A 22271-nucleotide genomic window follows, 5' to 3' on the forward strand; every position below is an offset into this window, starting at 1 on the left:
GAAAGGAGCGGCCATGCACCAGCCGGTCATCGCCGTGACGGACCTCGCGAAACAGTACGGCGAAGTCACCGCGCTCGCCGGGATCAGCCTCACCGTCGCCCGCGGCGCGGTACTGGCGGTCCTCGGCCACAACGGCGCCGGGAAGACCACCCTGATCGACATCCTCAGCACGCGCGTCCGGCCGAGTGCGGGCTCCGCGCGCGTCTGCGGCTACGACGTCGTGCAGCGCGGCCGTGCGGTCCGGCGGCGGATCGGGGTGACCGGGCAGTTCGCCGCGGTCGACGACGCCCTGTCCGGCCGCGGGAACCTCGTGCTGATCGCCCGGTTGCTGGGCGCGAGACCACGGCAGGCGCTCGCCCGGGCCACCGAGCTGATCGCGGCCTTCGGTCTCGAAGACGCGGCCGAGCGCCCGGCCGGGACGTACTCCGGCGGGATGCGGCGGCGGCTGGACCTGGCCGCGGGCCTCGTCGGCGCGCCGCAGGTGCTCTTCCTCGACGAGCCGACCACCGGCCTCGACCCGGTGAGCCGGGCCGGGTTGTGGACGATCGTCGAGGGCCTCGCGGCCCGCGGCACCACCGTCGTGCTCACCACCCAGTACCTCGAGGAAGCGGACCGGCTGGCCGACCACGTCGTCGTCCTCGGCCTCGGGCACATCACCGTGTCGGGGACACCGGCGCAGCTGAAGGCCCGGCTCGGCACCCGGACGGCGACGTGCGCGTTCGGCACCGAACTGGCGCTGGCGCGCGCGGTGGACGCGTTGTCGCGCTTGGGTCTCGCGCCCGGCCGCGCCGGGCTGGTGCTGACCGTGCCGCTGTCCGGCCCGGGTGACATCCCGGTGGTGGTCCGCGCGCTCGACGCGGCGGGTGCACCGCTGCGGGACCTGACGGTGACCGAGCCGACGCTCGACGACGTCTACCTTTCCCTGCATCGGACCGCGTCGTGACGCAATCCCGGCACCGCGCGGCCGTCGCCGCGCTCGGCGACCCCGCGGCCTGGCCGGAATCCGGCTTCTGGACCCAGGTCCGGGTGCTGACGACGCGTTCGCTGCGGACGGCGTTCGGCGACCGCCGGCTGGTCTTCTTCGGCCTGCTGCAGCCGGTGGTGCTGCTGTTGCTGTTCAGCCAGGTGTTCAGCGGCGTCGGCGCGCTGCCGGGCGTCGCGGCCTACCAGGGTTACGTGAACTTCCTGGTGCCCGCCACGCTGGTCAACATCGCCATGACGACGGCGATGAGCTCGGGCGCGGGCCTGCTGGCGGAGATCTACGGCGGCTTCACCGGACGGCTGCGCTGCCTGCCGATCTCCCTGTTTTCGGTCCTGGTCGCCCGCACCCTGGCCGATTCCGCGCGGTTGGGTGTCCAGCTGGTGGTGACGGCTCTGGCCAGCGTGGTCTTCCTGGGCTTCCGCCCGGCGGGCGGGCTGGTGGGCCTTGGCTTGGCCCTGCTCCTGACACTGGTCGTCGGCTGGTGCCTGAGCTGGGTGTTCGTGGCGATCACGACGTGGCTGCGCAAGGCGGAGACGCTTCAGGCGGCGTCGTTCGTGGTGATGTTCCCGCTGATGTTCTCGTCGAGCGCGTACATGCCCCTGGACACGATGCCGGCGTGGGTCCGCGCGGTGTCGTCGGTCAACCCGCTGACGTACACGATCGACGCGACCCGCGCGCTGGCCTTGGGCCGCCCGCTCGGCTGGTCCCTCCCGGTGGCCCTGCTGATCGCGGCGGTGGCCGCGGTGGCGGGCGCCACCCTGGCCGCCCGCACCTTCCGCAGCCGCACCTAACCCAGCGACTCCAACCGCGTCGCGGCCTCTTCCGCCCCACCCGCCGCTTCGAACGACTCGCGGATCTTCTGCGCGCCGGGGCGGTACTGCCCGGCCGATTCGATCGCCTCGCGGATGTCGGCCGCCTTCGCGCGGTCGAACCGCAGCCGCACCCCCGCCGCGGCCGCGACCACCTGCTGGGCCAGCATCGACTGGTCGTCGCGGATCGGCGCGACCACCAGCGGCACGCCGGCCGCCAGCGCTTCGCACACCGTGTTGTGGCCGCCGTGGCAGACCACCACCGAGGCGTGCGCGAACACCGCCACCTGCGGGATGCGCCGCGCCAGCACCACGCTTTCGCTCACCAGCTCGCCCGTGGGGTCGACCACCAGCCCCTGAACGGACGGCATCCCGGCCAGCGCGTCGACGCTCTCGGCCAGGAACCGCACCCCGGCCGCCGCGTTCGCCGTTCCCAGCGTCACCACGACCAAGGGACGTCCGTCCACATCGGACCACTCGCCCGGACCGGCGGGCGAGACGGGCCCGACGTAGCACACCGGAGCGGCCGGCCGGCCGTCCCCGGCCAAGGCGCGGGTCGTGAACGCCAGCACCAGGTACGGCGAAAACCGCAAGTCACCGAGCAGCACACCGTGCCGGGCGCGCAGACCCGCCTGGAGGTCGCCGACCCAGGACGCGATCTTCGGCAACGCCCCCAGCGGGTCGGCCAGCTCGGTGGACGTCGACGCCGACGTCGCCCACGGCAGCCCGCACCGCTCGGCCACCAGCGCCCCCGCCATCGCCTGCTGGTCGACGACCACGACGTCCGGCGCGAACGCCGCCGCGGCGGCCGCCACCCCCGGCACCATCGCGTCGGCCAGCGGCACCAGGTACGACTCCCACAGGTACTTCAGCGCGGCGAACCCGCGCAGGCCCGGCGGCCGCAGCGACAAGGCGAACGGGCCCGAGTCCCCGGCCGGGAAGATCCGGCCGGCGACCAAAGTGGACAGTTCCGGCTCCGGTCCGCACCAGGCCACGGAATGGCCCCGCGAAGAAAGCACCGAAGCCACCCCGCGCAGTGGCGCCACGTGCCCGGCCAGCGGCGGCACGACCAGCAGGAACCTCACGCCGCGTGCCGTTCGATCCACTTCAGCACCAGCTCGCGCACCTCGCGGTGCTGCTCCACCAGCACCGAATGCCCCTGCCCCTCGAACACGTGCAGCTCGCCGTGCGGCAGCACCGACGTCAGCGCCTCGAGGTCGTCGGCCTGGTAGCCGTGACTGCCCAAAATGGACAGCACCGGGCAGCCGATCGCCGCCACCTGCTCCCAGGTGAGCAACGGCCCGAGCGGCACCTCCTCGGCCATCTTCGTCGAGGTGATCCGCTCGGCCGCCATCCGGGCAAGCCGCCGGTGGTGCGCACCGAAGTTCGCCTCGATCCAGTCGAAACTCTCCTCGACCTGCAGGAACCGCACGGTGTGCGCGAGGATCGCGCTCATCTTCTCCGCCCAGACCTCGGTCGCCGGTTCGGATTCGATGCACACGATGCTGCGGACGCGGTCCGGGCGGGCAACGGCGTAGCTGTAGGCCAGCGTGCCGCCGAAGCTGTTGCCCACCAGGTGCACCGGCCGGTCGACGCCGAGCTGCCGCAGCAGGTCGTCGAGGTCGGCGACGAAGTCACCGAGGGTGTACCCGCGCTCCGGCCGCTCGGTCTTGCCGTGCCCCCGCAGGTCGTAGCTGATGACGTCGATGCCCGCGGCCGCGACCGGCGGCGCCAGGGTCAGGTAGAAGCTCGCGAGGCTGTCGGTGCCCATGCCGTGCAGGAACACCACGGTCTCGGTGCCGCCGGCGGGCACGAGCTGCACGTTCGTGCGCAGCCCGTTGACGGTCATCGTGGGCACGTGCGCTCCCCCACGAACCGGGCGATGTCGCCGACGGTCAGCCCGATGACGTCGTCGAGGTCCTTCTCCGCCAGGTACTCGGCGAGGTTGACGTCCGCGCCGAAGTGCTCGGCGAGGATGCTCGCGAAGGTCACCAGGTCGATGCTCTCCAGCTGCAGGTCCTCGTGGAACGTCGTGTCCGGGGTGATCTCGATGCCGAGCACCTCGGCGTCGCCGACGAGCTCGGCGAGCAGCCCGGCGACGACGTCGAAGGTGGCGGACGCGTGGTCGATGGTCATGGCGTACTCCTGTGGTGTGCGATGGCGGTGTCCCCTCTCAGCTCGACCGTGACGGCGAAGCGCGGCAGGTCCCGGTGCCGGCCGGACACCGTGCCGTCGTCGTGGACGCGGATCTCCGCCGGGTAGACGGGTTCGCCGAGCCGGTCCCGGACGGCGTCCTTCACGGCGATCCGCGTCAGCAGCCAGCCACGCTGCTGCCGCGGCGGAACGGCGGCGAACTCCGCGCGTTCGGACGCGCTGAGGTAGATCCCGGCGTAGATGTCCCGCGCGGCGACCGTCGGCCAGCGGTCGGTGACCGCGATCGAGCCGTCGTCCCGCCGTTCGCCCAGGAGGTGCTCCGCCGGGAAGGCGTACACACGGTGGGCCGCGCGGTCGCAGGGGAACCGGACGTCCCGCCAGCCTTCGACGCGCGCCAGCACCCGGCCGTCCCGCACCAGCTCGGCGTCCATTTCGAGGACGTCGGGCCGCGGCAGCCGGACCCGCACCTGGCAGGTGACGCGGGTGCCCGGCGCGGGTTCGGGGCCGTACCAGGTCAGCCGGCCGATCGAGCGCGGGAAGGCGAGCAGGTCGTCGGACCGGGTTGCCATCAGCCAGCAGCCGAGCAGCTGGCCGACGTTGTCGAGCAACCCGCCGGGCGCGGCCGGGACGACCAGTTCGCCGCGGATGTGCTGCTCGCCGAGGCCGGTAAGCCGGGCCAGCCCCTGGTAAGCCGGGCCGTGGAACATCTCGCGCCGCGCGTAGACCTCGGCCGCGGTCAGCGGCGGCGCGGTCTCCGGACCAGGCACTTCACCAGGCGACGGTGCCGGCCCGAACGCCCCCAGCTCGACGGTCATCAGCGCGTACGGTCCGATTTCGACGGTGACGCGGTCGTCCTCGCGTTTCATAGACAGCGGCACCCGCTGGGCCGGGGAAGCGATCAGCCACCGCGAGAACACCGCGTCCCGCACCGCGACCGCCGTCGTGCCCGGCCAGGCGCGCTCGGCGGCCCGGCAGGCGAGGTCGACCAGGGTCGTCGCGGGGACCACCGGCCGGAAGTCGGCCTCGTCGGGCCAGCCGTCGCGCTGCCGGAAGAACCGGTGGTCACGCAGGTACGGCATCGCCGCCAGCGAGAACTCCACAGTGGACTCGACGCGCCGGCGCGCGGCCGCGACGACGTCCGCCGCGGCCTGGCGGGTTTCGGTGAGCAACGCGGTGAACTCGGCGACGATCGCGGCCGGCACCCCGGCGGGCAGTTCGGGCGGCGCCGCGCCGTCCAGCAGGCCCCGGGCCGGCTCCCCCAGCGACAGCAGGGGTTTCCCGGTGTCGAGCCGGATCCGCCGCGGCTCCAGCGCCGCGAAATCGGGGTCGCCGCCTTCGGTCCACAGCGCGGTCGCGACCCGCCGCAGCTGCGCCAGCCCGGGCCGGGTGCCGGACGCGGCCGCGACGACCAGGTGCCGCCGCTCGCCGAGCGTGTCGGTGACGAACGAGCCGAGCTGCCCGGCGCCGACCTGCACGAAGGCCCGGAACCCGGCGTCGTGCAGCGCCTCGGTCAGCTGCCGGAACCGGACCGGGCGCAGCAGGTGGTCGAGGTAGAGCCGCCGGACGTCGGCCGCGGCCGCCGGGTACGGCCGCGTCGTCGTCGCCGACCACACCGGCACCGCGGGGGCCAGCAGGTCCAGGTCCGCGACGAGCCGCGCGAACGGCGCGAGGTGCGGTTCCATCAGCCGGGTGTGGAACCCGGACCGGAACGGCAGCGTCCGGGCCACGATGCCGAGTCGGCGGCAGGTCACCGCGAACTCCGCGACAGCGGCCGGCGGGCCGCACACGATGGTCTGCCGCGCGGCGTTTTCGTGTGAGATCACCACATCACCGGTGAGCAGCTCGGTCACCTGCGCGGCGGGACAGCCCAGCACGAGGTAGTCCGCTTCGGGCAGTTCGAACCCGCCGGGCCAGTACCGCTCCAGCAGGTCCGGTTCGGCCCGGTACATCCCGGCGGCCTGCATGGCCGTCCACTCGCCGGCGCTGTGCCCGGCGAGCGCGTCCGGGCGGATCCCCAGCCGCCGCAGGGCGTGGTCGAGCAGCAGCCCGGCCGACGACACGCTCGTGGCGCGGGCGGGCACGGTCGCCGTCGACCACTGTGGACGGTCGAGGCCGAAGTGCCGGGCCACGTCTTCGAGGCGCGGCTCGGCGTCGGCCTCCAAGCCCGGGTAGAGGAAGGCGGTCTTGCCGCCGGGCAGCAGCGGGTCGACCGAGCACCAGATGTCGCCACCGCCGTGCCACGACCGGCCATCGGCCGCCACCTTCGCGAGTACCCGGCGGGCCGTCGCCAGCTCGCGCTGGTCCGGGCCGACGATCCCGAGCCGGCAGGGCCCGTCGCCGTCGCCGGGCTGGTCCAGCCGCTCCAGCAGCGCTTCCGGAGTGGCCGCGGCCAGGCGCAGCACGCGTTCCGGCTCGTCGACGCGCACGCGCCGCTTCGGCGCCGGGTCGCCGGCTTCGAGCACGACGTGGGCGTTCACCCCGCCGAAGCCGAACGCGTTGACCGCGGCCACGCGCGGCAGGTCACCCCACGGCTCGGCCTCGGCCAGCACCCGGAACCGGGTCTTGTCCAGCAGCGGGTTCGGATCGGCGCAGTTGAGCGTCGGCGGCAGGACCTGGTGGTGCAGCGCGAGCGCGACCTTCACGAGCCCGGCGACCCCGGCGGTCGGCAACGTGTGCCCGATCATCGACTTGACCGAGCCGATCACCGCGCGCGGCCCGCTCGCCTGGCCGAAGACGTCGGCGACGGTGGTCAGCTCGGCCGCGTCCCCGGCGGGCGTCGCGGTGCCGTGCGCTTCCAGCAGGCCGATTTCCGCGGGATCCCGGCCCGCCCAGGCCCGGCGGAGGGCGAGGGTCTGCCCGGCGACGGACGGGCTGAGCAGGCTCGCGCCCCGCCCGTCGCTCGACGTGCCGCTGCCGCGGATCACCGCGTACACGCGGTCGCCGTCGCGGCGGGCGTCGGCGAGCCGCTTGAGCACGACGATCGCGGTGCCCTCACCGATGAGCATGCCGTCCGCGTCGCGGGACAGCGGGCTGATCCGCTGGCTCGGCGACAGCGCGCCGAGCTGGGTGAACAGCGACCACAGCGTGTCGTCCTGCGTCTGGTGCGCGCCACCGGCGAGGACGGCGTCGCAGCGGCCGCGGGTCAGCTCGCCGATCGCCTGGTCGACGGCGACCAGCGAAGACGCGCAGGCGGCGTCCACCGTGTACGCCGGGCCGCCGAGGTCGAGCCGGTTCGCCACGCGGGCGGCGGCGAGGTTCGGCACCAGCCCGGCGGCGGTCTCGGGCCGGAACTCGCCGAGCGGTTCGAGCAACGCCGTCCGCAGCCGCTCGAGCACGTCCGGCCCGGCCGACGGCATCAGCTCGCCGACCGTGCGGGTGATCTGCCGGACGGTCCGGACCCGCTGGTCGAAGCCCCGCAGCCCGGGCGAGAGGTACCCGCCGCGGCCGAGCACGACACCGATCCGCTCGGGGTCGCCGAGCCGGCCGAGGCCACCGGCGTCACCGACCGCCCCGACGGCGACCGCCAGCGCCGTCAGCTGGTCCGGTTCGGTGCCCTCGAGGGAGGTCGGCGGGACGCCGTGGGCGACCGGGTCGAAGTCCAGGGTGTCCGGGGTGAAGCCGCCGCGGCGGCCGTGGGTGCGGTCCGGCGCGCTGCCGTCGCGGCCGTGGAAGCCGGGGTCCCGGCGGTGCGGCGGGACTTCGGTGACGGCGTCGGCGCCGTCCACCAGGTTGCGCCAGTACTGGTCCACTGTGGATGCGCCGGGCAGGAACACGCCCATGCCGACGATCGCGACCGGCTCCTGGCTCACCACAACGACGCCGTGTAGAGCACCGAACGGTCCGTGCCGTAGGCGAGCTCGCGCAGCAGGGCCGCGGTGGCCTCGGCCGGATCGAGCAGGGCGACGGCACGGCGTTCGTACTCGCGGGCCAGCTCCGGCGACACCATGCCGCCGTGGTCACCGCCCGGCGCCCACGGTCCCCAGTGGACGGTCACGGCCCGGCCCGGCCAGGCCGTCCCGAGCGTTTCGAGCGCGTCGTTGGCGGCGGCGTAGTCGGTCTGGCCGCGGTTGCCGAGCACCGCGGCGATGCTGCCGAAGAACGCGACGAACCGTGGTTGCGCGTCCTGCAGCGAGCCGAGGAGGGCACGCACACCGTCCACTTTGGTCTCGAAGACGGCCCGGAAGGACTGCTCGTCCTTGTCCGCCATCAGCTTGTCGTCGAGGACCCCGGCGGCGAAGACGACCCCGTCGAGCCGGCCGTCGAAGCCCTTGACCAGCTGGTGGACCGCGTCCGCGTCGCGCACGTCGAGTGCGTGGTAGGCCGGGTCGCCCCCGGCGGCGCGGATCTGGTCGAGGGTCCGGCCGATCTCGCGCTGGGCCAGCACCGTCCGCACCCGGCGTTCGATGGCGGTCACCGGGCCACCACGGCCGGCGAGCACCGCCCGCATCGCGGCCGGATCGGCGGGCAGGTCGTCCGGTTCGCCGGGCCACGGCGTGCGCCCGGCCAGCTCGATCCGGGCGCCGGAGGCGGCGAACGCGACCGCGGCGTGCGCGGTGATCCCGCGGCCCCCGCCGATCAGCAGCACCACCGACTCCGGGCCGAGCCCGAGCGCGGCGAGCTCGCCGCCGCCCGGACCGGCACCGGCGTAGGCGATCGACGGGAGGTCCGCCGGCCGCGGCTCGATCGTGAAGCGGCCGGCGTCATCGTGGCAGACAACCGGGGGCCCGTCGCTGAGAGCCTCGCCCACCAGTGTTTTCGCCACGTCCCGCGTGACCTCGACGAGCCGCGTCACGCCGTCGCGCTCCAGCGCGGCCGACCGCACCAGGCCCCGGAGCCCCGGCACGGTCTCCGGCTCCGCCGCCACGAGGACGGTCCCCCGCAGCGCTTTGAGCCGGGTGAACACCTCCGTGAGGTCGCGGGCGAACAGCACGGTGATGTCCGCGTCCCCGGTGACGACCTCCGCCCCGGCCGCGGCGAAGGCGGCTCGCACGGCGTCGTCCGGCGCGGCCACGGACTTCCCGCGCAGCCGCCCGGGATCCGGGTCGAGCGGCACCGGTATCCGGTCGAGCCGGTACCGGGTGGGGGCGGTGGCCGGGAGCACCGGGCTCAGCCAGCTCTCCAGGTGCGACGTCAGCGCGTTCGCCGTCCGGTCGCGGCTGAGCCGGTCGGTGCGGTCGTCGGCCGGGAGCCCCAGCCGCGCCAGCAGCGTGCCCGCGATCTCCGTGCGCTTGATCGAGTCGATCGACAGGTCGGCTTCGAGGTCGAGGTCGCCGTCGATCATCTCGGCCGGGTAGCCGGTGCGCTCGCTGATCACGCCGATCACCGTGCCGAGGACGTCGGCCGGGGTTTCGGCCACCGGTTCGGGTTCCGGCTGTGGCTCTTCGATCACCACCGGAACCGGGGCGGCCGGTTGCCCGGGTGCGCTGCCGAGGTAGCCGAGCATGACCTCCCGCTGGGCGGCCACGAGCTCGCGGGTGGTGCGCAGGAAGTCCACGATCGCCTGGTCACGGCCGGGCGCGGGCTGGGTCATGGCGGTACTCCGGATTCGTCGGGCCGGGGGCAGGGCGGGAGTGTCGGAGCCGGGCGCGCGGACGGACCGCCCGTCGACGGCCCAGGCGGTCGGGGACGGTCCGGGCGGCAACGGCCGGGCCAGCCGTCCGGTACGGACGTCGACGCCGGCTTCGGCGAGTTGCCGCAGCGCAGTCAGGAACCCGGGGAGATCGGGCCCGCAGGCGACGACGGTGTGCGGCCGGTCGCCGAGGATGTCCTTCACCAGCCGCGAAAGGACCCGCCCGGGCCCGGCTTCGACGAAGATGCGCGCCCCGGCCGCGTACATGGCTTCGATCTGGTCGAGAAACCGCACCGGGGCACCGATTTGCGCGGCCAGCTCACCGCGGACGTCGTCTTGGTACGGCTTCGCGGTCCGGTTCGCCCACACGGGTTTCTGCGGCGTGGTCACTGTTTCGCCGGCGAGTTCCCTGGCGAAGACCTCCCCGGCGCCGGCGACGAGCGGACTGTGGAAGGCACAGGCGACGGGGATCCGCTGGGCGGAGAGGCCGGTTTCCCGGAGCCGCCGGATGGCCCGTTCGATCGCGGGCACGGGCCCGGAGAGGACGACCTGCTCGGGAGCGTTGTGGTTGGCGACGACGACATCGGGGCCGATGAGGGTGGCGGTGAGAGCATCCCGCTCCGCTTTGACAGCCGCCATTGTCCCGGGCCGGGCGACCTGGGCGATGGCGTGCGCGCGGGCCCGGCTGAGCCGGAGGAGGGTCTCGGTGCCGAAGGCCCCCGCGACGGAGAGGGCGACGAGCTCGCCATAGCTGTGCCCGGCCAGGAAGTCGGGGCGGACGTTGAGCTCGGCCAGCAGCTTCGCGACGGCGATTTCGACCAGCCCGAGCGCGGGCTGGGCCACGCGGGTGTCGGTGAGGGCGGTTTCTTGCGCCTCGACGGCCTCGGCGGTGAAGGCTTTCGGCGGGAAAGCCGTGGCGGCGATGTCGGGCGCGAGGCGGAGGACTTCGGCGAGTCCGGGAAAGTGCACGAAGAGCTCGGCGAGCATGCCGGTGCGCTGGCTGCCCTGACCGGGGAAGAGAAAGGCGATCTTGCCGGGATCGGCGGAGCCCGCGCCGGTGCGCCTGGACACCGGCTGTTCGAGCCCGCCCGCGCGAAGCCTGCCGGGTGCGGCGGATCCCGCACCGGTGCCCCCGGTCACCGGCATCGGCCGGCCGAGCCCACCCTCGCGAAGCCCGCCGGGCGCAGCCGTGGCGGCACCGGCCCGCCCCGGCGCCGTAGCGTGTTCGAGCTCGGCCAAGGCCTGCTCCGCCTCCGGTGCCCAGTCGCGCAGACCGTGCCCGCGGTCCGGGGCCACCGGCGCCGCGCCCAGGACCGCGTGGAAGTTCGTCCCGCCGAAGCCGAACGCGCTCACCCCCGCCAGCCGGGCCGGGTTGGCCCACGGCCGCGCCGTCGTCGTGAACGTGAAGGGGCTCGACGCCGCATCCCACGCGTCGTTCGGCCTGGTCAAGTGCAGCGTCGGCGGCACCACCTCGTGCCACAGCGCCAGCGCCGCCTTGATCAGCCCCGCCAGTCCCGCCGCGCACTTCGTGTGGCCGATCTGGCTCTTCACCGATCCGAGCACACACGCCCCCGCCTCGGCGCCGGCCTCGGTGAAGAAGCCGGTCAGCGTCCGCAGCTCCGTCGCGTCGCCCACCACCGTTCCCGTGCCGTGGGCCTCGACCAGTCCCACGTCCACCGGTGACACCCCCGCGTCCCGGTAGGCGCGCTCCAGCGCCCGGCGCTGGCCGTCCGGGCGGGGCGCCGTCAAGCCGAGCGCCTTGCCGTCGCTGGCCGCGCCGACCCCCTTCACCACCGCGTAGATCCGGTCGCCGGCACGCTCGGCGTCGGAGAGGCGCTTGAGCACCAGGCACGCCACCCCTTCGCCCAGCGCGATGCCGTCGGCCGCCGCGTCGAACGGGCGGCAGCGGCCCGTCGGGGACAGCGCCCCCGCCGAGGTGAACATCAGGTAGTCGTGGATCCCGTTGTGCAGGTCGACCGCGCCGCACAGGACCAGCGAGCTCGTGCCCGCGCGCAGCTCCTTCGCCGCGAGGTCGAGCGCGGCCAGCGACGAACCGCACGCCGCGTCCACCGTGTAGTTCGCGCCGCCGAGGTCGAGCCGGTTCGCGATCCGGCCGGAGATGACGTTGGCCAGCGTGCCGGGGAACGTGTCCTCGGTCGGCTCGGGCAGCTGGGCGAGCAGTTCGGGCGGCACTTCGCCGAGGTAGCCGTCGAGCAGGGACCGCAGCGTGCCCGCGTTCGCCAGGTCGCCGCCCGCCTCCGCGCCGAACACGACACTCGTGTGCTCGCGGTCGAAATCCCGGTTCGCGTACCCGGCGTCGGCGAGTGCGCGACGCGCGGTTTCCAGGGACACCAGCTGCGCCGGGTCGATGCTGCCCATCGCCGACGGCGGGATGCCGTACGCCAGCGGGTCCACGTGCAGCGCGGGCAGGAACCCGCCCCACTTCGACGTCGACTGTCCGAAGTAGACATCCGGGTCCCAGCGGTCGCGGGGGACCTCGGTGACGGCGTCTTCGCCACGGAGGACGTTCGACCAGAACGCCGGGAGGTCGGGCGCCCCCGGGAACGTGCAGGCCATGCCGATGATCGCGATGTCCTCGGAATCCGTCACCGGTGCCTCGGGGCGGACGAACGTCTTCCCGGCGGTGACCTCGCGGTGCAGCTCGGCGATCGTCGTCCGGCGGTCCCGCAGGACGGCCACCTCGCCTGCCATGAACATCCCCTCGGCCAGCTGGGTGGCGGCGTCCAGCGCCTCGCCGTCACGGCGGACGCCCTTGCTGGCGACGCGCAGCCGCCCGGTGTTCAGCTCCTCCAGCCGCTGCCACGCTTCGGGCGTGTTGCCCAGATCGGCTTTGACCTGCTCGAATTCCGCCGTGTACGGACTGGGCAGGCACCGCGTGCGGTGGCCGGGCGCGGTTTCCAGGGTTACGGTGGCGTCCGCGGCGAGCGCGCGTTCCTGGAACAGCCCGGTGATCGCGCCGTGCGTCACGGCTTCTTCGGTGAAGAGGTAGGCGGTGCCCATCAGGACGCCGGCGGCGTCGAGCGGCTCGGCCATCGCGGCGACCATGGCCGCCGAGCGGGCGTCGTGGATGCCGCCCGCGAAGAGCACCTCGACGTCCTCCGCGGCGTCGAGGACGGCCAGTTGTTCCTCCCACAGCTGGAAACTCGCCCGCGGGCCGACGTGCCCACCGCACTCGGCGCCCTCGAAGACGAACCGCCGGACCCCGGCGTCGAGGTACTGGCGGAGCAGGACCGGCGACGGCACGTGCAGGAACGTCGCGATCCCGTCGGCCTCCAGCGCCTTGGCCTGGCCCGGTTTCCCGCCCGCGACCAGCACGCACCGCGGCCGCGCCGCCCGGATCGCGGCGAGCTGGGCGACGCGCAGGTCGTCCGGTACGAAGCCCAGGATGCCCGCGCCCCACGGCCGGTCGCCGAGGCGGGCGGCGGTCCGGGCGAGCAGCTCGCCGGTGCGCGCACCGTTCGCCGTGGCCACCGCGACGAACGGGAACCCGCCCGCGTCGGCGACCGCGGCCGCGAAGCCCGGCTGGTCGCTCACCCGCGTCATCGGGCCCTGGACGACCGGCAGCGCGCTGCCCAGCGTCCGGCACAGCCGGGTGCCGAGCCCGGCCTCGGGCACCTCCGCGCCGACGATCCGGCTCACGTCCTTCGTGGACTTTACGACGACGCCCGCCGCACCGCCGGCGAGCGCGCCCACCGCTGTCCGCGGCCCGGCCACACTGCCCCACACCGGGACGTCGAAGGTGGCGAGGAGCTGTTGCAGCAGAACGAAGTCACTCAACGTGCCACCGCGGGCGACGAGCCCCCGCGCGCCGCCGCGAACGGCCTCGGCGGCCGTCGCGACGTCCGCGACTTCGGCGAGCGCCCCGGTCCACGGCGCTCGCGTACGGACGGCGAAGGCCGCGCCTTCCGGCAGCGGGCCGTCCGTCCGCACGGCGTACGGCACCCGGACCCGGGCCGCGACCAGTCGCAGGTCTTCCGGATCGGCACCGTCGAGGACGCCGAGGCCGCCGTCGCGCGCGACCGCGGCGACCACCCCGGGATCGCCGGCGGCCAGGCACCGGAGCCGGCGAACGTGCGACGGCGGGACGAGCTCGGCCATCGGCGGACCTCCTGTGCGCGGGGCGTGGCGATCTTCAGGAATAACGCACGAGGCACCGGAAACGCAATAGTCGTGCTAACGTGCAAAACTGTGGAACAAGCCGCGATCATGGCGCTGACCAGCACTTTTATCACCGGCATCGCAATCGGAAAATACATTTCCCGCACACACGTGACAATTCGACGCTGAAATACCTGGAGCCCGCGTGGAACTGACTGGACGGGTGGCCGTGCTGACCGGCGCGGCACACGGAATCGGGGCCGCGATGGCCCGCCGCTTCGCCGCGGAAGGCGCGGCCGGGGTGGTCGTGTCCGACGTGGACGCCGCGGGCGCCGCCCGGGTGGCGGACGAGATCGCGGCCGCGGGCGGCCGGGCCGTCGCGGTGACCGCCGATGCGACGTCCAAAAAGGACCTCAAAGCCCTGGTCGCGACGGCCCGCGCCGAGTTCGGCCCGGTCGACCTGTTCTGCGCCAACGCGGGCGCCGCGTTCGGCACCGGCGTGCACGCGGCCGACGAACAGTGGCAGAAGTCGTGGGAGATCAACGTCATGCAGCACGTCCACGCCGCGCAGGTCGTGCTGCCCGCGATGCTGGCGCGCGGCGAGGGCTGCCTGCTGATCACGGCGTCGGGTGCCGGCCTGCTCGGCATCCCGGGCGACGCGCCGTACTCGGTCACCAAGCACGCGGCCGTCGGCCTGGCCGAGTGGCTGGCGATCACCTACCGGCCCCGCGGGGTGCGGGTCAGCGCGCTGTGCCCGCTCGGCGTCCGGACGGCACTGCTGGAACCCGGTATCGCCGCCGGCCACCCGGCCGCGCTGGCGATCGCCGCGGCGGCCCCGCTCATCGAGCCCGAGGACGTCGCCGAGGCCGTCGTGCGCGGGCTCGGCGAAGAGGAATTCCTGATCCTGCCGCACGAATCGGTGCGGGAGTCCTTCGCCCGCAAGGCCGGCGCGGTCGACGCGTGGATCGACGAGATGGCCGTGGGAGGCTGACGTGGAGTACCGCAGGGTCGGCGCGAGCGGGCTCGCCGTCAGCGAGATCGCCTACGGCAACTGGCTGACGCACGGCTCGCCCGGCTGCGTCGCCGCGGCGCTGGACGCCGGCGTCACGACCTTCCACACCGCGGCGGCGTGGGACGGCGGCGGCGCGGAGGCCGCGTTCGGCGCGGCGTTCGCCGGCGTTCGCCGCGAGGACCTGGTCCTGTGCACCGGCGTGTTCTGGCCGGAAGGGCCGGGCCCGAACGACACGGGCTTGAGCCGCAAGCACGTGATCGCGTCCCTGGAAGGCTCGCTGCGGCGGCTGCGCACCGACTACGTCGACGTCTACCAGCTGCTGCGCTTCGACTACCGCACCCCGGTGGCGGAGACGTTCCTCGCGCTCTCGGACCTGGTGCGGCAGGGGAAGATCCGGTACGCCGGGACGTCGGAGTGGACGGCCGAGCAGCTGCTGCAGGCCCACGAAGCCGCTTCGCGGTACGACGTGCCGCTGATCGCCAACCAGCCGCACTACTCGATGCTGTGGCGGGTGCCCGAGGCCCAGGTGATGCCGGTGGGCGCGCGGATCGGCGTCGGGCAGTTCGCCTCGGTGCCGCTCGCTCAGGGCGTGCTGACCGGCAAGTACCGGGACGGACGGATCCCCGCGGGTTCGCGCGCGGCCGGGCCGTCCCCCACCCGGCCGTTGCGCATGCCGGAGCTGCTGGAGCGGGTGGAGCTGCTGCGCGGCGTCGCGGACGACGCGGGCCTGACGATGGCCCAGCTCGCGCTGGCGTGGACGTTGCAGCACGAGACGGTCGCCTCGGCGGTGACCGGCGCGAGCACGCCGGAGCAGGTCACGGAGAACGCCAAGGCCGCCGGCGTCCGGCTCGACCTCGACGTGCTGACCCGGATCGACCAGCTGCTCGGCAGTTTCGTCCAGACCGATCCGCGGCTGGTGTGGTCGCCGCCGGCGCAGCTGTCCTAACCGGCGCCGAGGCAGACGAACGGGCGGCGGAACGGGTCGACGGCGATCGCGTCGGCCAGCGCGAGCGCCGGGCTGTCCCGGACGGCCAGCGCCCGGTAGTAGTCGTCCATCGCGGCCGCCGAGGCGAGGTCGCCGACGCGCGACAGCGGCGCGATCACCGTCCGGGAGCCGCTGGCCAGCAGCGCGCTGGCGAAGCCGAGAGCTTCGTCGCCGGGCCGGATCCGGTTCATCGCCAGCTCGCACGCGGCGAACACGACCTGCCGCGGCGGTTGCCGCAGCCCGGCCATCTCGTGGCCGAACAGGGCGCCGTCGGCGAGTTCGAGCCGGGAGAACAGCGCGTTTTCCGGCTCGTGCGCGCCGTGCGCGGCGAAGTGCGCGAGCTTGGCGCCGTCCATCGCGCGCAGCACGGACTTCACGGTGGCCTTGGCGCCGGTCATCGTCGTCGCGGTGCGGTAGTGCGTCGTGAGCTTCTCGAGCTCACCACGGGCACCGGCCAACCCGGGGCCGCGGACGAGCACGATCTTGCGGGCCCGCGACGACTTCGTCAGCTCCGCGGCGAGCCAGGCGGTCGCCGACGGCGCCACGACGGTCGGCCGCCCGCGCAGGCCGGGCAGGACGCCCCACGGCACGGCGTAGAGCGGCCCGGTCGGGACGATGACCAGCTCGCGGTCGCCGACGACGTCGGCCAAGGGCTGGATGAGCTGGGCGTCGAGCTTGTCGGCCTGCTTGCGCGCGGAGACCATGACGACCTCGGCCAGCCGTTCGGGCAGGTTGTCGGGAGCCAGGGCATCGAGGTCGACGTTCAGCACGCGCGCGGACTCGGCGGCGGCCCCGGCGGACCCGAGCCGCACGAGCCGGCACTCACCCCCGGCCACGACGACGGCGACGAGCTCGTCCCCGGAGGCGGCGAAGCTGATCATGGCCCGCTCACCGAGCCGCGCAACGACCTCGGCGAGCCCGGCCACCGGCCGCGGACTGCCCCACCGCCCGGTGTGCCAGCCGAGCCGCTGCGCTTCCCGCAGCCGTTCGTTGTACTTCGCCCGCAGGCCGGCGATGGGGTGGCCGTCGTGCTGGGCCTCCTGGATGGCCTGCCCGAGCCCGCGGACCTCGGCCACGCGCGCGGCGAGTTCGGGATCGGTCCCGGCGGAGAGGGGTTCGTAGCGGTAGGTCTGCGCCCGGGTCCGTTCGAGCCAGTCGAACAGCCGCCGGGCATCGTGGCGCTCGAGCACGAGCTTGACGGCGAGATCGGCGAGCTCCTGCCCGTGCAGCGCGGTCCCGGAGACGAGATCCAGCCCGCCCATCCGATCCCGGACGGCGTCGAGTTCGGTGAGCCCGGACCGGATCTCGGTGAGCGCCTTGCCCCGATCGCCTTGGGCAACGGCGAGTTCGGCCCGGCAGAGCCGCCGGAGCATCCGGTAGTCGATGGGGGTCAGCTGCCCGGGGCGGGGAACCTTTTGCAGGGTCTCGACGGCCCGCTTGAGGTTGCCCCGCCGGATGTCCAGCCGCACGGCGAGCATCCGCGCGGTGGCCGCTTGTTCGGCCAGGCGGGGAAGCTGCATCTTGTCCGCGGTCCGCAAGGCCCGCACCGGCAGCGCCGAAGGCAGCGTCCCCTTCGCCACGGCCTCGCGCACATCGGCCTGCAGCCCGAGGACGGCCGCATTGGCGACACAGGTCTGGCAGCCCACCCGCAACAGGAGCCGACGAGCGGAAGCGGCCGTCTCGCGGGCGAATTCGATTTCGTCGTTCAGCAGCGCGGCCGAGGCGCGCAGCAGCTCCGCGGCACCGAGGTGGCTGGCGATGCTGGGCTCGGCGGTCATCCGGGCGATCAGGTCGTCGAGGTGGCTTCCCGCCTCGTCGGCCAGCCCGGCGGTCAGCAGGGCCTGCGCCTGTTCCATCGACAGGAGGGCGGGCGCCTCGAGATCCAGCGCGCGATACACCCGCTCGCTTTCCTCGTACAGCCGCAGCGCCTCCGGCACATCGCCGGTCCGCAGCGACAACGTCCCGAGGATGCGCCGGACATCGGCGGCCTGTCCCCGCAATTCGTACTTCTCCGACAGCTCCAGCGCCCGGTTCAAGTCCGCGCGGGCCTGGCTCACGTTGCCGAGCTTGGTGTGCACCCAGCCACGCGAATAGAGCGTCACGACGAACCCGCGCATCTGCGGCGCCGGGTCGCCACTCTGGGCGAGCAGGAATTCTTTGTGTTCGAGCGAGGCATCGAAGGAGGCGAGACTTTCCTCGTTGCGCCCGACCGTCATGAGGCGCATGGCGTAGTTGTGGTCCAGCCCGCCGTTCAGCTCGGCGCGCAGGACCGGGTCGGCCACGGCGTTGATGAGCAGCCGCACGTCGTCCAGGCCGGCCAGCCCGGCGGCGACGTCTCCGGTGAGCTCCGACGACATCCCGGCCAGGGTGCTGGCCACCTTGATCCGCGTGACCAGCCAGTCGGTGCGGTGCTCCTCGGCGACCGGGTGGATCGAGTCCAGCAGGCTCATTCCCCGCCGCAGGTGCTTGACCCCCTGGTGAAAACGCCCGAGACACGACGCATCGGCGGCGGCTTGCTGGAGGGCGCGGACCGACTCGATGACTTCCGGGGGGTCCAGGTTCGTCACAGGCACTCTCTTATGACAACACAGCCGATGGCAGAAAGAAGCCCGCCTACCGGTCAAAGATCAGCAGGCGGGCCTCGGACAGGCGGGTTGCTATCAGGCCGTGACCTTCTGGTAGCAGCCGCCCACGCACTCGGTGTGGACCGGGTGCTCGGTGTGGACCTTGCCGTCCGAGTCGGTCCACTGGACCGTGGGCCCGGTCGGCTCCACCGGCTCCGGAGCTTCTTCCGGCTTGACATCCGTGGGCGTCGACATGGTCGATCTCCTCTCCCCTGGGGATCTTCATGGGGACGCTGCCGTGACGGTGAGTCCCCCTGTCGCGAGGCCCTCTCCCCGCGAACGGCCCAATAGTTTCACATCGGAGCAATGATCGGGAGAGTTTTCGCTACGGAAAGTCAGTCCATGGTGCGTGAGCAGCCTAGATGTCTCGATCGGAACGTCCTAAAGAGTGAAGTCTGTAACGACGTCCACTACGGACGTGCATTCCCACACCTGGGGGTGCCGCGTCCGGACCACCCGCAGGTAAGTGTTGCTCCGGATGCGGAACGTGACCGCCGGCCCGCGATTGTCCTCTGTGGACGGCTGGACGGGTGATGCGTGACTCGTCAGTGATCGAGGGCGGTCAGCGCCCCGGGCGAGGGGTAGCACGGGCCGAGGTGCAGCCAGAGGTCCCGGAGCCAGTGGGCGTGTGCGGCAGTGGCCGTACTTGGCCCAGCCGGACAGCTACGAGTGCGGCGGTTGCAGCCGTGCGCGAGGCCGCTGCGCGGGTCGGCGAAAGCCTGCGAGCCGGCCGCGCCGCTGCGGCCGAATGCGCCCTGGCCCAGCACCGGGTAGCCGTCCGAGACGAGCGCGAAGCCGAGGCCGAACGCGTTGCGGTTGCGCGTGGCGTCGTCGTCGCCGATCGAGTGCGAACTCGGCCGCGGTCTCCGGATGCAGGAGCGGCTCCGGCTGCTGAGCGCCGCCGCGCACATGCCCGCCAGGCGGCGCGCCGACGCCACGCCGCCCACCCAAGCCGGGCTCAGCTGCCGGACCAGCTTGGTGCTCGGCAGCTCCCAGCGCTCGGGCGCCTTCGGGTGGTTGCGGCTGAACGCGATGCCCGTGACGCTACCCGGCCCGGTCGCGTTCGCCTCCCGCTGCGCCAGCTGTCTGGGCGCCGGCAGCATCGGCTGCGTAGTTCGGAACAGCGGCTCCTGGCTGCTGCAGCCGATCACGCGCCGATCAGCAGCGCGCGGTAGTCGAACGCGGCACTCGGCCGCCAATACGGCCGCTGCGGGCGAGCCGCTCGGCGATGATGCGGTCGGTCGACGGCCCGCTCGCCGTCGACGTGCGCGACGAGCTGAGCGGCGTAGTCGCCGCCTTCCTCGGCCGCGACGGTGGCGAACTTCGCCCGCACAGACTCGCGCTCCTCGGCGGCGGTCCCTGGATGCCTGCGCCAGGAAGCAACCCACGCGATGCCGAGGTAGTCCGGTAACGCCCGACCGCCCTGAGGGGATGTTCACGGCATGGGGGAACCAGAGCTCGAAGCCGGGGAAACCACCACCGCGACCCGGCCCGGCCGCGGCCTGGCGATCGCGTCGCTCGCGGTCGGCGCGGCCGGCCTGACGCTCGCCGTCGCGACCTGGGCCGCCTGGCTGGTCGTCCGGCCGGGGATCGTGTCCGCGTGGGTGTTCTCCTGGGTGACGCAGGCGTTCGTGCTGGTCCTCGGCGCGCTGTGGTTCGCGCTGCTGCCGATCAGCGTGCTGGCGCTGGTCTTCGGCGTCTGCGCCGGCGCGCGCACCCAGCCGGGTTTCGCCCGGATCGGCGCCACCCTGGCCGTCGTCACCGCGCTGCTCGCGCTGTCCGGGGCCGCGGTGTTCGCGACGACGTCGTGGCGGCACGTCGGCCCGCCGGTCGCCTACTTCGGCACGGGAACCTCCGGACCGCGGTAGAGAACCGGCCGCGCGGGTACCAGTCCGATCATGAAGCTGACCTCCACCGTGCTCGGCACCCCGGAACCCCGTGCGCTCGCCGAGTTCTATTCGAAGCTCCTCGGCTGGCCGATCCGCACCGACGAACCGGAGTGGGTGACCCTGCGCCCCGACGACGGCAGCGCGGGGCTTTCGTTCCAGCTGGAGACCGGGCACGTCCCGCCGGTGTGGCCGCCGGTCGACGGTACGCAGCAGATGCAGCTGCACCTCGACATCGAGGTCGACGACCTCCAAGAGGCGACGGCGGCGGCGACCGCGGCAGGCGCGGTGGTCGCCGAGTTCCAGCCAGAGGACGACGTCCGTGTCTGCTTCGATCCGGCCGGGCACCCGTTCTGCCTCTGGACTCGCACGGGGTGACGCCCCGCGTTCGAGCGGTCACAGGATCCGCTATGTTCGGCTGAGGTCCTGTTCCCGGCGAACGGAGTTGAGTCCTGTGGGGGTGCACCGGCTCTGGCACCACGGACTGGTCCCCACCGAGGGGAAACGCCCCCTGGACGCCTTGCGCAGCAGGCTGATCAGCCGCCAGCGGCAGCACGACGACTACACGGTGACCGATCTCGGCTCGTCCGACGACGGCGGTTCGCGCCGGTGCGACCTGAAGTTCGCGTACGAGGGCAGCGAAGGCCGCTACTCCGTTCAGGTATTGCTTTCGCTTTGCTACCGCGCCGGCGAAGACCGGGTGACGTGGCTGCTGACCGCGGCCTGCACGCGGCCGTGGCGCAGCTGCCACGACGCGCCGGCCCAGCGGATCGGGCTGGAGGAGCTGGGCGCCAGCGGCAGCGACGAAATCCCGATCGAAACGCCGGTGCTGGCGATGCGCGGCTGGTCGCGCAAGGAATGCGACCACCTCGCCGACCTGCTGGGCGAGGCACTGTCGGCGCCGTGGCGCTCTTCGGCGGTGCTGGTGCTCACCGAGCCGCCGACGGTGCCGGTCGAGGGCTGGCCGGGGCTGGTCAACGTCTTCGACGTCGACGACCGCTTCCGCCACACCCTCAACCGACACCTGCCGCTCGGGTGCGCGCTGCCGCAGGGCGCGCGGCTGTACGTGCCGCCGTGCGACCAGCTCCCGGATTTCGTCGTCAGTGAAAGCCCGGTGTCCGGCGAGGCCCTGCAGGGCGCGATCACCCGGCTCATCCAGACCCGCGGCCGGACGCCCCTGCCCGACGAGTGGGCGGACGTGCCGAGCGTGCGGGCATGGTACGACGCCGATCCGTTCGCTTCGCCGGAGCGCGAGCCCGACGCCGGGCTGGTCGAGAAGCTCGGCCGCGCCGAGCGGGAGCTGGCCGAAGCGCGGGGCGTGATCACGATCCTGCGGAAGAAGGCCAAGGCCCACGCCGAGGAACGGGACCGGCACGCCTGCGAGGTGAAGACGCTCCGCCGCCGCCTCGAGGAAGCGTGCGCGACCGACGTCGCCTGCCTGCGCGACCAGCTCGCGCAGCTGCAGGCGGAGGTGGACGACTACGCGCGGGCGTTCGAGGAGACCGAGGCCGAGCGCGACGAGCTCCGGCGCGTCAACGGGCTGCTGGCGGGCCGGCTCGCCCGCCACCACGACGCCGACGACGAGGTCGCCGCCGCCGAGCGGCCGCCGGAGGAGTTCCCCAGCTTCGCCGAGCTGATCGGCGCCGCGTCGGCCTCGCTCAACCACCTCGCGATCACGGCCGAACCGGCGCCGGCCGCGATCCTCGACCACCACCCCAAAGCCGCTGCCTGGCGCCGCAAGGCGTGGGACGCGCTGCGCACCCTCGACGCCTACGCCGGGGCCCGGATGTCCTTGCTCGACGCGGGCCAGGACCCGGGCCCCGAGCTGTCGGACGTGCTCGCGTTCGCCCGCACCGGCCAGCCGGGTTCGCTGATCAGCGCGAACATCATCGCGCTGGCCGAGTCCGACACGGTGACCACGAACGAGCGGCTCCGCCAGGCCCGCACGTTCCGCGTCGATCCCCGCACGAATCCGACGGGCCGCGACTACTTCGGCGCCCACATCGCCTTGGAGCGCTTCAAGTCGCCGGCGCCGCGGCTGCACTTCCTCGACGACACCGACCGCACCGGCACGGTGTACGTCGGGTACCTGGGCGCCCACCTGCCGACGTCGAAGACCAACTGAGCGAGA

At 73.5% G+C, this 22271-nt stretch carries 16 protein-coding genes; 7 read left to right on the plus strand and 9 right to left on the minus strand.

The window, feature by feature from the left end:
- Positions 1-13: 13 nt before the first annotated feature.
- The gene (locus tag QRY02_RS27710; RefSeq protein ID WP_285985771.1) at positions 14-943 is read left to right on the plus strand and encodes an ATP-binding cassette domain-containing protein; all 930 of its coding nucleotides are present in this window, start codon (positions 14-16) and stop codon (positions 941-943) included.
- Positions 940-1773 carry an ABC transporter permease gene (locus tag QRY02_RS27715; protein WP_285985772.1) on the plus strand — a complete coding sequence of 278 codons (834 nt, stop codon included), beginning with the start codon at positions 940-942 and terminating at the stop codon, positions 1771-1773. The genes QRY02_RS27710 and QRY02_RS27715 overlap by 4 nt, the downstream gene beginning before the upstream one ends.
- Here the strand turns inward: QRY02_RS27715 and QRY02_RS27720 are convergent.
- Genes QRY02_RS27720 through QRY02_RS27740 form a run of 5 tightly spaced genes read right to left on the minus strand, consistent with a single transcriptional unit; the run spans position 1770 to position 13633 of the window.
- The gene (locus QRY02_RS27720) at positions 1770-2876 is read right to left on the minus strand and encodes a glycosyltransferase (protein ID WP_285985773.1); all 1107 of its coding nucleotides are present in this window, start codon (positions 2874-2876) and stop codon (positions 1770-1772) included. The two genes, QRY02_RS27715 and QRY02_RS27720, sit on opposite strands and share 4 nt — an antisense overlap.
- Positions 2873-3649, minus strand: a complete 777-nt coding sequence (locus QRY02_RS27725) for an alpha/beta fold hydrolase (RefSeq protein WP_285985774.1) — start codon at positions 3647-3649, stop codon at positions 2873-2875. Before QRY02_RS27725 ends, QRY02_RS27720 begins: the two co-directional genes overlap by 4 nt.
- Complete coding sequence (locus QRY02_RS27730; protein ID WP_285985775.1) at positions 3637-3927, minus strand: phosphopantetheine-binding protein; 291 nt, start codon at positions 3925-3927, stop codon at positions 3637-3639. Before QRY02_RS27730 ends, QRY02_RS27725 begins: the two co-directional genes overlap by 13 nt.
- Positions 3924-7757 carry a beta-ketoacyl synthase N-terminal-like domain-containing protein gene (locus QRY02_RS27735; protein ID WP_502874135.1) on the minus strand — a complete coding sequence of 1278 codons (3834 nt, stop codon included), beginning with the start codon at positions 7755-7757 and terminating at the stop codon, positions 3924-3926. The genes QRY02_RS27730 and QRY02_RS27735 overlap by 4 nt, the downstream gene beginning before the upstream one ends.
- A complete protein-coding gene (locus QRY02_RS27740; protein ID WP_285985777.1) occupies positions 7751-13633 on the minus strand; it encodes a type I polyketide synthase in 5883 nt (1960 codons plus the stop codon). The genes QRY02_RS27735 and QRY02_RS27740 overlap by 7 nt, the downstream gene beginning before the upstream one ends.
- Before the next feature lie 205 nt (positions 13634-13838).
- Here QRY02_RS27740 and QRY02_RS27745 point away from each other — a divergent pair, with 205 nt between their 5' ends.
- Positions 13839-14624, plus strand: coding sequence for an SDR family oxidoreductase (locus QRY02_RS27745; RefSeq protein ID WP_285985778.1), 786 nt, complete (start codon positions 13839-13841; stop codon positions 14622-14624).
- Position 14625: 1 nt separating this feature from the next.
- On the plus strand, positions 14626-15591 hold the full coding sequence (locus QRY02_RS27750) for an aldo/keto reductase (protein WP_285985779.1): 966 nt from the start codon (positions 14626-14628) through the stop codon (positions 15589-15591).
- Here QRY02_RS27750 and QRY02_RS27755 read toward each other — a convergent pair.
- The 4 genes from QRY02_RS27755 to QRY02_RS27770 all read right to left on the minus strand — a co-directional run bounded on the left by QRY02_RS27755 (position 15588) and on the right by QRY02_RS27770 (position 19587).
- Entirely contained in the window at positions 15588-18197 is a 2610-nt protein-coding gene (locus tag QRY02_RS27755) for a CHAT domain-containing protein (protein WP_285985780.1), read from the minus strand. The two genes, QRY02_RS27750 and QRY02_RS27755, sit on opposite strands and share 4 nt — an antisense overlap.
- Positions 18198-18290: 93 nt before the next feature.
- A complete protein-coding gene (locus QRY02_RS27760; RefSeq protein ID WP_285985781.1) occupies positions 18291-18449 on the minus strand; it encodes a hypothetical protein in 159 nt (52 codons plus the stop codon).
- Between the two features lie 350 nt (positions 18450-18799).
- Positions 18800-19405, minus strand: a complete 606-nt coding sequence (locus tag QRY02_RS27765; RefSeq protein ID WP_285985782.1) for a hypothetical protein — start codon at positions 19403-19405, stop codon at positions 18800-18802.
- Positions 19402-19587 (minus strand): hypothetical protein, encoded by a 186-nt coding sequence (locus QRY02_RS27770; protein ID WP_285985783.1) that lies wholly within the window; start codon positions 19585-19587, stop codon positions 19402-19404. Before QRY02_RS27770 ends, QRY02_RS27765 begins: the two co-directional genes overlap by 4 nt.
- Before the next feature lie 109 nt (positions 19588-19696).
- On the opposite strand from QRY02_RS27770, the gene QRY02_RS27775 reads away from it, so the two are divergent.
- From QRY02_RS27775 to QRY02_RS27785, 3 genes are all read left to right on the plus strand, one after another.
- Positions 19697-20122: a hypothetical protein gene (locus QRY02_RS27775; RefSeq protein ID WP_285985784.1), complete on the plus strand. Its 426-nt coding sequence runs from the start codon at positions 19697-19699 to the stop codon at positions 20120-20122.
- Positions 20123-20152: 30 nt separating this feature from the next.
- Positions 20153-20518 carry a VOC family protein gene (locus tag QRY02_RS27780; protein ID WP_285985785.1) on the plus strand — a complete coding sequence of 122 codons (366 nt, stop codon included), beginning with the start codon at positions 20153-20155 and terminating at the stop codon, positions 20516-20518.
- Positions 20519-20594: 76 nt separating this feature from the next.
- A complete protein-coding gene (locus QRY02_RS27785; RefSeq protein WP_285985786.1) occupies positions 20595-22265 on the plus strand; it encodes a hypothetical protein in 1671 nt (556 codons plus the stop codon).
- The last annotated feature ends 6 nt before the right edge of the window (positions 22266-22271 follow it).

The sequence above is a fragment of the Amycolatopsis sp. DG1A-15b genome (assembly GCF_030285645.1).
Lineage (GTDB): Bacteria > Actinomycetota > Actinomycetes > Mycobacteriales > Pseudonocardiaceae > Amycolatopsis.